This window comes from Anaerococcus sp. HMSC068A02 (genome assembly GCF_001811125.1).
Classification (GTDB): Bacteria; Bacillota; Clostridia; order Tissierellales; family Peptoniphilaceae; genus Anaerococcus; species Anaerococcus vaginalis_C.
This window is the reverse complement of sequence record NZ_KV803772.1, coordinates 56793-66378: the sequence shown is the minus strand read 5'-3', so window position 1 is coordinate 66378 and position 9586 is coordinate 56793. Positions and strand designations below refer to the sequence as shown.

Annotated in this window: 11 protein-coding genes; 10 read left to right on the top strand and 1 reads right to left on the bottom strand. The window is 29.1% G+C overall.

Going from position 1 to position 9586, the window contains the following annotated elements; translation table 11 throughout:
• Nucleotides 1-209 (bottom strand): recombinase family protein (locus tag HMPREF2782_RS08435; RefSeq protein ID WP_186821672.1); only part of this gene is annotated, 209 nt, incomplete at its 3' end.
• Nucleotides 210-773: 564 nt separating this feature from the next.
• On the opposite strand from HMPREF2782_RS08435, the gene HMPREF2782_RS08430 reads away from it, so the two are divergent.
• The 10 genes from HMPREF2782_RS08430 to fic all read left to right on the top strand — a co-directional run bounded on the left by HMPREF2782_RS08430 (nucleotide 774) and on the right by fic (nucleotide 8764).
• Nucleotides 774-1478 carry an N-acetylmannosamine-6-phosphate 2-epimerase gene (locus HMPREF2782_RS08430; protein ID WP_070642361.1) on the top strand — a complete coding sequence of 235 codons (705 nt, stop codon included), beginning with the start codon at nucleotides 774-776 and terminating at the stop codon, nucleotides 1476-1478.
• Between the two features lie 28 nt (nucleotides 1479-1506).
• A complete protein-coding gene (locus HMPREF2782_RS08425; protein WP_070642357.1) occupies nucleotides 1507-2427 on the top strand; it encodes a dihydrodipicolinate synthase family protein in 921 nt (306 codons plus the stop codon).
• An 11-nt stretch (nucleotides 2428-2438) separates the two neighbouring features.
• A complete protein-coding gene (locus HMPREF2782_RS08420) occupies nucleotides 2439-3944 on the top strand; it encodes a sodium:solute symporter family protein (RefSeq protein WP_070642354.1) in 1506 nt (501 codons plus the stop codon).
• A gap of 15 nt (nucleotides 3945-3959) precedes the next feature.
• Nucleotides 3960-4409 (top strand): NanQ anomerase/TabA/YiaL family protein, encoded by a 450-nt coding sequence (locus tag HMPREF2782_RS08415; RefSeq protein WP_070642351.1) that lies wholly within the window; start codon nucleotides 3960-3962, stop codon nucleotides 4407-4409.
• A 57-nt stretch (nucleotides 4410-4466) separates the two neighbouring features.
• Nucleotides 4467-5366: an ROK family protein gene (locus tag HMPREF2782_RS08410; RefSeq protein WP_070642348.1), complete on the top strand. Its 900-nt coding sequence runs from the start codon at nucleotides 4467-4469 to the stop codon at nucleotides 5364-5366.
• A gap of 9 nt (nucleotides 5367-5375) precedes the next feature.
• Nucleotides 5376-6191: a MurR/RpiR family transcriptional regulator gene (locus HMPREF2782_RS08405; protein ID WP_070642345.1), complete on the top strand. Its 816-nt coding sequence runs from the start codon at nucleotides 5376-5378 to the stop codon at nucleotides 6189-6191.
• A 73-nt stretch (nucleotides 6192-6264) separates the two neighbouring features.
• Nucleotides 6265-7320: an enoyl-CoA hydratase/isomerase family protein gene (locus tag HMPREF2782_RS08400; protein WP_070642343.1), complete on the top strand. Its 1056-nt coding sequence runs from the start codon at nucleotides 6265-6267 to the stop codon at nucleotides 7318-7320.
• 98 nt (nucleotides 7321-7418) lie between these two features.
• Nucleotides 7419-7940, top strand: a complete 522-nt coding sequence (locus HMPREF2782_RS08395; protein ID WP_070642340.1) for a cysteine hydrolase family protein — start codon at nucleotides 7419-7421, stop codon at nucleotides 7938-7940.
• Between the two features lie 64 nt (nucleotides 7941-8004).
• Nucleotides 8005-8148 carry a hypothetical protein gene (locus HMPREF2782_RS09535; RefSeq protein WP_186821674.1) on the top strand — a complete coding sequence of 48 codons (144 nt, stop codon included), beginning with the start codon at nucleotides 8005-8007 and terminating at the stop codon, nucleotides 8146-8148.
• 46 nt (nucleotides 8149-8194) lie between these two features.
• The gene (gene fic / locus HMPREF2782_RS08390; RefSeq protein WP_070642338.1) at nucleotides 8195-8764 is read left to right on the top strand and encodes a protein adenylyltransferase Fic; all 570 of its coding nucleotides are present in this window, start codon (nucleotides 8195-8197) and stop codon (nucleotides 8762-8764) included.
• Nucleotides 8765-9586: the final 822 nt, after the last annotated feature.

Below are 9586 nucleotides of genomic sequence, written 5' to 3'. Positions count from 1 at the left end.
ATCATCTTTTGAAATCCCTCTCTATCAAAGGTTGTTCCGCTTACTCCGTCATCGGTATAGTGATAGATATTTACAAAGCCGTTTCTTTTCGCATAGCTTTCAAGCAGCTGCTTTTGATTGGTGATGGAATTGCTTTCTCCTTGCGTTTCATCATCTCGACTTAAACGCTCGTAAAGGGCTGTTTGTCCTGTTCTTTTCGTATTTGACATGAGAATTACCTCCTTTCCAAGTTTTTATTATTTTCTCTGTCCTTATAAGGCTAATCCTTTTGGCACAATCATCCATAAAACTAGTGTGATAACACGAAAAAGTTTGTAAAACAAACGTGTTTTAGTGTGAGTGAAACGAACGCATGGAGAGATCCCATGAGATTTCTCCGCTCGTTGCACACGATAAATCGGGATAAACAACCGAAATCAACGGTTGTTTATCTGGTCGAAATGAGTAATTTTTTTAGTTTGTCAACAATCTGACGAGATAATTATTTTATCTCGTTTTTTTATTGCGAAAAATTAGTTTGTAAAATCATATTAAATTTTTATTTTTTATCTAAAAAATATTTTAAACCAGCGTAAATTTTTAATCAGCCTTTAGCAAATGGTTTTAAAAATATTGATTTTATTGAAATTAATTTCGTAAAATTCAAAAATCATATATTGGAAAACGGGAAAACGAATTTTGTGGATTTATTTTGTGAAAGTTATTTCAAAATAAATTAAAATCTTGAAATTATATTTACGATGTAATATACTGTAACCATCAAGGAGGTAGATATGGCTGATATAGAGGAAATAAGTTCTATTAAAGGGAAATTAATAGTGTCATGTCAAGCCTTGCCAGATGAGCCTTTACATTCATCATTTATAATGGGAAAGATGGCAAAAGCTGCTAAGCAAGGTGGAGCAAAGGGTATCAGAGCTAATACTAGTGAAGATATAAAAGAAATTAAAAATGAAGTTGATTTGCCAGTTATTGGTATTGTAAAAAAAGATTATGAAAATTCTAAAGTTTATATTACACCAACTATGAAAGAAGTTGATGATTTGATTTCATCTAAGGCAGAAATAATTGCTATGGATGCTACTAAAGATTTAAGACCTGGTGGAATTGGAATTGATGAATTTTTTAAGGAAGTTAAGAAAAAATATCCTAATCAATTATTTATGGCTGATTGTTCTACTGTTGATGAGGCTATAAATGCTGACAAACTTGGATTTGATTTTATCGGAACAACTTTGGTTGGATATACTGACCAATCTAAAAATGATAAAATCGAAGAAAATGATTTCAAAATTCTTAGAGATATTTTAAAAAATGTAAATAACAAAGTTATTGCTGAGGGAAATATTAATACACCTGAAAAAGCCAAGAGAGTTCTTGAGCTTGGTGCTTACAGTGTAGTTGTTGGTTCAATTATTACAAGACCACAAGTTATAACTAAAAATTTTACAGAAAAAATTAATGAATTAGAAAAATAATAAATAATAAAAAAGGAAGGGAAAAATTATGAGAAATTTAGACAAATATAAGGGAGTTATTCCAGCATTTTATGCTTGCTACGATGAAAATGGAGAAATCAGTCCAGAAAAAGTAAGAGAGCTTACAAAATATCACATAGAAAAAGGTGTGAAGGGTGTTTATGTAAATGGTTCTTCTGGAGAATGCATTTACCAAAGTGTTGAAGATAAAAAAATTGTTCTTGAAAATGTAATGAAAGAGGCTAAGGGAAAACTTACTGTTATAGCTCACGTTGCTTGCAACAATACAAAAGATTCTATGGAACTTGCTTCTCATGCAGAAAGCTTGGGTGTTGATGCTATTGCAGCTATTCCTCCAATTTATTTTAGACTTCCAGAATATTCTATTGCGTCATACTGGAATGATATTTCTTCTGCAGCACCAAATACTGATTTTGTAATCTACAATATTCCACAACTTGCTGGAGTTGCTTTGACAGGTTCATTATTTGCTGAAATGAGAAAAAATCCTAATGTAATTGGTGTTAAAAATTCTTCAATGCCAGTTCAAGATATTCAAATGTTTAAACAAGCTGCTGGAGATGATTACATAATTTTCAACGGTCCAGATGAACAATTTATTTCTGGAAGACTTATTGGAGCTGAAGGAGCAATCGGTGGAACTTACGGTGTAATGCCAGAATTAATTTTGAAAATGGATGAATGTCTAAAAAATAAAGATTTAGAAAAGGCAAGAGAAATTCAATATGATGTTGATGCAATAATTTATAAAATGTGCGAAGCTCGTGCAAATTTATATGCAGTAATCAAGGCTATTTTAAAAATAAATGAAAACTTAGATCTTGGTGGAGTTAGAAAACCATTAGAAAATTTGGTTGATTCTGATATGGAAGTTGTAAATGAAGCAGCTAAAATGATAAATGATGCAAAAAATAAATATTTAGGCTAAGGAGAAATGAAATGCAGGGATTTACAAAAATTGATTTAGCAATATTAATTGTATATTTGGCAGCAGTATTGTTTGCAGGTCTTCATTTTTCTAAAAAAGAAATGAAAGGCAAAGAATATTTTAAAGGCGATGGAACAGTGCCTTGGTGGGTAACTTCAGTTTCTATTTTTGCAACACTTTTAAGTCCGATTTCCTTCCTTTCTCTTGCAGGAAATTCTTATGCAGGAACTTGGATTATGTGGTTTGCACAACTTGGAATGCTTGTAGCAATTCCTTTTACTATAAAATTTTTCTTACCAATTTATAGTAAACTTGATATAGACACAGCTTATCACTATCTTGAATTAAGATTTGATAGTAAAGGTTTAAGAATTCTTGGTGCTATTATGTTTATAATTTACCAAGTTGGTCGTATGTCAATTATAATGTATCTTCCATGTATGGTTTTATCAAAACTTATGGGAATAAATGTAAATATTTTGATTATAATCATGGGAGTTATAGCAATAATTTACTCATATACTGGTGGACTAAAATCAGTTTTGTGGACAGATTTTATTCAAGGCTCAGTTTTACTTCTTGGAGTAACTTTTGGACTATTTTACTTAATGGCAAATATTAATGGTGGATTTGGAGCAGTTGCAAACGAGCTTTTCACAAATCACAAATTTTTAGCAGTAAACGAACCAATATTTGATGCAAATATATTTAAGGATTCAATATTTTTACTAATATTTGGAGCAGGCTTAAACACAATAGGCTCTTATGTTTCAAGTCAAGATATTGTACAAAGATTTACAACAACAACTGATACAAAAAAATTAAACAAAATGATGGTAACAAACGGTTGTCTATCAATTTTTATAGCAACAGTATTTTATCTAATAGGAACAGGACTTTACGTATTTTATAAAGTTCAAGCAAATCCATTGCCACCAGCAGCACAACAAGATCAAATTTTCGCATCATGGATTGCTTTTGAGCTACCAGTAGGATTTACAGGAATTTTACTTGCAGCAATTTATGCAGCAAGCCAATCAACACTTTCAACAGGACTTAATTCAGTTGCATCAAGCTGGGCTTTGGATATTCAAGCAAGCTTAAATAAAGATTTAAGTTTAGAAAAACAAACAAAAATTGGTCAAAAAGTTTCATTAATAGTAGGAATTTTTGCAATAATCGTTTCAATGATTTTGGCAAATGGAGATATAAAATCAGCTTACGAATGGTTTAACGGATTTATGGGACTTGTTTTGGGAATACTTGTAGGAACATTTATCCTTGGAGCATTTACAAAAACTGCAAATAAATTTGGAGCAACACTAGCCTTTATTGCAGCAAGCGGTGTTATGATTTATGTAAAATATTTCGTAGATCCAGCAAAAATTTCTTTCTGGTCATATTCAATTATATCAATAGTAGTATCTTTGGTAGTAGGACTTGTTGCATCAGCAATTTACAATAAAGTAAAGGGAAAAGAAATTACACTACCAAAAAATACAACAATTTATAATTAAGATTTGGAGTTTGAAATGATATTTGGAAATATAAAAAATTTAGATGAATTTTCATATCTAAGCGAAAAAATTAAAGAATGTTTTGATTTTTATAAAAATAATGATATGAAAAAAATGGAAAAAGGGACTCATCCTATAAAAGGCGAAGAACTTTTTGTAAATATCGTAGAATATGAAACAACTACTCCTGAAAATAGATTTTGGGAAGCTCATAAAGATTATCTCGATCTTCATCTTATGCTTGATGGAAGTGAACAAATTGATTTAAATTTTATCGATAATATGGACTTGGGTTCATATAAAAAAGAAGATGATTATCAAGCAATGGAAGGCGAAAAAAATTCATCAGTAATTTTAAATGAGGGAGATTTTCTAATTTGTTATCCAAATGATGGTCATATGACAGCCATAAAAGTTAAAAATCCACAAAAAATTAAAAAAGCAATTTTTAAAATCAAATTATAGGATATAATAGAGGCAGTGTGATGAGCATTTGCCTCTTATTTTTTAAAAGGAGATATTATGAAAAAATATATAAGCATAGATATTGGCGGAACAGCTATAAAATATGGACTAATTGATGATAAGGCAAATATTTTAGAAAATTATGAAATCGAAACAAATGCCCAAAAAGGCGGAGACCACATCCTAAATGAAGTTATAAAAATCGTAGAAAATTTTGTAAAGAAAAATCAAAATGACCAAATAATGGGAGTTTGTATTTCAACAGCAGGCGTAGTTGATACAAAAAACGGCTCAATTTATCACGCATCAGACTTAATACCAAATTATATAGGAATAAATTTTAAAAAGGCAATCAAAGAAAAATTTGATCTTTCTTGTCAGGTTGAAAATGATGTGAATTGTGCAGGATATGCAGAATACAAGTCTGGAGCATCAAAGGACAGCTCAGTTTGTCTTACTCTTACAATTGGAACAGGAATTGGCGGATGTGGAATAATTGATGGGAAAATAATCCACGGGGCAAATGGTTCAGCTTTTGAAGTTGGATATATTAATATTAGAAATGATAAATTTGAAAATCTTGGTTCAGCAAAAACTTTGGTTGAAAAGGTTGCAAAAGAAAAAAATGAAGATATATCATCTTGGAATGGAAAAAAAGTTTTTGAAAATGCAAAAAAAGGCGATGAAATTTGCATAAAAGCAATTGATGAAATGTGTGATGTTTTGGGACTTGGAATTGCAAATTTATCTTATATGTTAAATCCTGATACAGTCGTACTAGGCGGTGGAATTATGGCACAAGAAAAATATTTGAAAAAAAGAATTGAAGAAAAAATTTCCCTATATTTGGAAAAAAGGTTTTTCGACAATATGACCTTAAAATTTGCCAAACACCAAAACCAAGCAGGAATCTTGGGAGCTTATTATAATTTTAGAGATTTGGAAGAAGAAAAATAGGAGAATATTTTGGACTATTATAATAAATCCGTTGTAGAAATAATAGAATCAAATTACGAAAATTTTACAGAGGTTGAAAAAAATATAGCAGATTTTTTCATTCACAATAACAAAAGAGAAGATTTCTCTAGCAAAACCATAGCAGAAAAATTATTTGTATCTCAAGCCTCCCTTTCAAGATTTGCACAAAAATGTGGATTTAGGGGATACAGAGAATTTGTTTACCAATATGGAGAAGATTTTGTAGAAAAAAATGAAGATATAAATGGAAATGTAAGCCAAGTTTTAAATACTTACCAAGAATTATTGAACAAAACCTACAGCCTAATCGATGAAAGTCAAATCAAAAAAGTAATAAAATATATAAGCAAGGCTCACAGAGTTGTAGCTTGCGGAAAAGGCTCATCAGGACTTGCAGCAAACGAAATGGAACTTAGATTTATGAGAATTGGAGTAAATATAGATTCCATAACAGATTCTGATCAAATGAAAATGAGAGGAGCTTTTCACGATGAAGATTCTCTAATTTTTGGACTTAGCATTAGTGGAAATACAAGCGAAGTTTTGCTTTTTTTATCACAAGCACACAACAAAAATGCAAAAACAGTTCTTATAACTTCACAAGTTAGAGATTTGTATAAAGATTATTGCGATGAAGTAATCCTTGTTCCATCGCTCAAACATTTGGATTATGGAAATGCAATAAGCCCACAATTTCCAATTTCAATTATGGTTGATATTTTATATTCATATTTTGTAAAAGAAGATAAAAATATCAAAGAAAAACTTCATGGGGACACATTAAAAGCCTTAGGGACTGAATAATTTGTAAAATATTTAACGCATAAATTTCTTGACATTTTTCATTTTAAAAATATCCTAAATATAGGAGATTAAAATGATAAGAGAAAAAATTATAGAAAATGTAGGTATTATTTACCTCGACAGACCAGAAATAATCAATTCCTTGAATATGGAAATGGTAAAAGATATAGAAAAGATTTTGAAAAAATGGGAAGATGACAAAAAAATAAAGGCGATTTTATTTGATTCACTTTGCCAAAAAGGATTTTGTGCAGGCGGAGATTTAAAAGCAATTTATTACGATTACCTTTTAAATGATAAATGCAAAAACAAAGACGAATTTTATGAAGAAGAATTTGTTTTAGATAGGTACGTAAAAGATTACAAAAAACCAATTATTAGCCATTATTTTGGCATAGTTATGGGCGGAGGAATAGGACTTACAATAAATTCGGATTTTATAATTGCAGACGAAAGCGTAAATTGGGCTATGCCAGAAACAAGATTAGGTTTTGTGCCAGATGTTGGAGTTTGCAAACATATTTCAAAACTTCCCCAAGCCCTAGGACAATATCTAGGTCTTTGTGGCGAAAGTTTATCATCATCTGATTTAATAAAATATGATTTGGCAGATATTTATATAAAATCAGAAAATTACGATAAAGTTTTAAATATTTTACTTTCCCTATCAAAAAAATATGATGGAGAAAAATTAATAGAAGAATTAAAAAAACAAACACAAAAATATAAGGCCCAAGATAGTAATTCAAAAATTTCAAAAAATAAAGAAGAAATAGAAAAATACTTTTCCCATTCAAGCATAGAAGAAATTATAAAAAGTTTAGAAGAAAATAAAGATGATGATTTTGCCAAAAAAACCTTGGAAAATTTAAAAGAAAGAAATCTTTTTATGCTTTTTTTACAATTTGAAAAATATTTTATTTGCAAAAACCTAACCAAAGACCAAGTTTTTGACCTTGACCTAAAAATTTTAAAATACGCAAGAAAAACAGGAACCATGAAAGAAGGAATAAGGTCATTAATAATAGACAAAGAAAGTGCAAATTGGAAAGAAAAATCATTAGACCAAGTTTCAGTAGAAAAAATAAAAGACTTATTGGGAATAGAAAAATTATATAAAGAAAGATAAACTTAGGATAAAACCTAGGTTTATTTTTTTGGACTTTTCTAAGTTGATTAAAAAAATTATAAGTTATATACTAATAAAAATACCAAAAAGGAGAAAGTATGGACGTATTATTAGTAATTGATTTGCAAAATGATTTTGTAGATGGGGCGCTAGGAAACAAAGGCAATGATAAGATTGTAAAACCTATAGAAAGCTTGGTAGAAAATTTTGATGGAGAAGTGATTTTTACAAGAGATACACACGATGAAAATTATTTAGAAAGCCTAGAAGGAAGTCATTTGCCAGTAAAACATTGCATAAAAAATTCAAAAGGTTGGCAAATAAAAATTGATACAAAAAATCACAAAATAATTGACAAACCATCATTTGGCTCTTATGAACTTGTAGAATATTTAAAGAAATTAAATGAAAAAGAAAAAATCGAAAATATTTATATGGTAGGAATTTGCACAGATATTTGTGTGCTTTCAAATGCCATACTCATAAAAAACGCCCTATTAAATACAGAAGTAACAGTAATAGAAGATTTGTGCAAGGCAACAAACGAAAAAAATCACAAAATAGCCTTAGAAGCCATGAAGTCTTGCCAAGTAAATATCGTAAATTCTAAAGAAAAATAACTTTAATAAACGTATAGTAATTATAATAGATTTAAAATATTAGTATGTTATTATAGGTGGTAATATGAAAACAAAAAATATTAATATAGTTGAATATTATTGCTTACAAGGAGAAAACCAATTTTTTGATAGAAAAAGTGCAAGAATTAAACCTATAGATATTTTGAAACATTTAGTAGCATTTGCTAATTTTGAGGGAGAAAATTAGTTATTGGTATTTTAATGATAGGGGACTATACAGAAAAGGAGGGAAAATGGGGACAAAAAGAGAAGAATATTTAAGTAAAAAAAGAGCCATAGAGCTTTGGGATAAAGGCATTATAAATGAATTTGAAGTAGGGACTTTTAAAGGTTTGCAGCAAATACACAAATATATTTTCCAAGACGTGTTTAGCTTTGCTGGAAAAATAAGAAGCGTTAATTTGGCAAAAGGCAATTTTAGATTTGCTCCTTTGTTATTTTTGGAAGACAATCTAAAAACAATAGAGAAAATGCCAGAAAATGAATTTGACGAAATTGTTGAGAAATATGTGGAAATGAATGTTGCGCATCCGTTTAGAGATGGAAATGGCAGAGTGACAAGGATTTGGTTAGATTTAATACTTAAAAAAAATCTTAAAAAGTGTGTAGATTGGCAAAAAATAGATAAAATTGCTTATTTACAGGCTATGGAAAGATCCCCTGTAAATTCTTTAGAATTAAAGCGTTTAATTAAAAATGCTCTGACAGAAGATACAGAAAATAGAGATGTTTATATGAAAGGGATTGAACGTTCTTATGAATATGAAGAGCAAAACGATATTGACATTTATGATATAAAATAATTAAAAAGAGAAATCTACAATTTAAATAAGTGGTAAGAAAAGTTAAGAAAAAGTTTTGAAATTAAAAAGTATTATATTTTTTACTTTTTTATTGTTATACAATGTTGAGATTTCAATAAATGGTAAGAAATATTAAGAAATGGTAAGAAATGGTAAGAAGCGGTAAGAAACTTAATACAAGTGATTGATTTTTAATTTTCTTATTATAAGATAATTAGTTATATAATAATTCTATATACCTACTTTTTATTAATATAATTATAATATAATCTTACTTGGGAAATTATATAAGTTTTGAGATTGCAAGATTTGTAGTCAAAAAAGTCCCTATTCTTAATCAAATATATTTTGAAATCTTGAAAAAATAGGCTTTTGTGATATAATCTAATTAAGAGAAAAACTCTTATAAATCCTTGAGTTATTCAAGGTATTATGGTGAACAAACATGGCAACCGCCAAAAAAAGACAGTAGGTGCGAACTACTGTCTTTTTCTTTCACTTGTTTTTGGAATAATATTTTTTTACAAAAAATAAAATCAAACCAACCAACAAGGGGAAAATAAAATTTTCCAATATTATGGCGAACAAACTTATCACCACCTTCCACCTATTAAGTAATAGGCAAAAATATTATATCATAATAAATAAATGAAAATCATCAACCTTGAAAAAGAAGTCCTTTGTGATATAATTTAGGTAAGAGAAGAAAACTCTTGTCAAAAAACCCTTGATTTATTCAAGGAATTGAGGTTAACAATGTGGAATCACCACAAAAAAAGACAGTAGGTCGGAACTACTGTCTTTTTATTTACTTGTTTTCGG

Coding starts and splice junctions, on each gene's coding strand:
- HMPREF2782_RS08415 (WP_070642351.1), top strand. CDS start 3,960: ATGATATTTGGAAATATAAAAAATTTAGATGAATTTTCATATCTAAGC.
- HMPREF2782_RS09535 (WP_186821674.1), top strand. CDS start 8,005: ATGAAAACAAAAAATATTAATATAGTTGAATATTATTGCTTACAAGGA.
- HMPREF2782_RS08395 (WP_070642340.1), top strand. CDS start 7,419: ATGGACGTATTATTAGTAATTGATTTGCAAAATGATTTTGTAGATGGG.
- HMPREF2782_RS08430 (WP_070642361.1), top strand. CDS start 774: ATGGCTGATATAGAGGAAATAAGTTCTATTAAAGGGAAATTAATAGTG.
- HMPREF2782_RS08410 (WP_070642348.1), top strand. CDS start 4,467: ATGAAAAAATATATAAGCATAGATATTGGCGGAACAGCTATAAAATAT.
- HMPREF2782_RS08400 (WP_070642343.1), top strand. CDS start 6,265: ATGATAAGAGAAAAAATTATAGAAAATGTAGGTATTATTTACCTCGAC.
- HMPREF2782_RS08425 (WP_070642357.1), top strand. CDS start 1,507: ATGAGAAATTTAGACAAATATAAGGGAGTTATTCCAGCATTTTATGCT.
- fic (WP_070642338.1), top strand. CDS start 8,195: ATGGGGACAAAAAGAGAAGAATATTTAAGTAAAAAAAGAGCCATAGAG.
- HMPREF2782_RS08420 (WP_070642354.1), top strand. CDS start 2,439: ATGCAGGGATTTACAAAAATTGATTTAGCAATATTAATTGTATATTTG.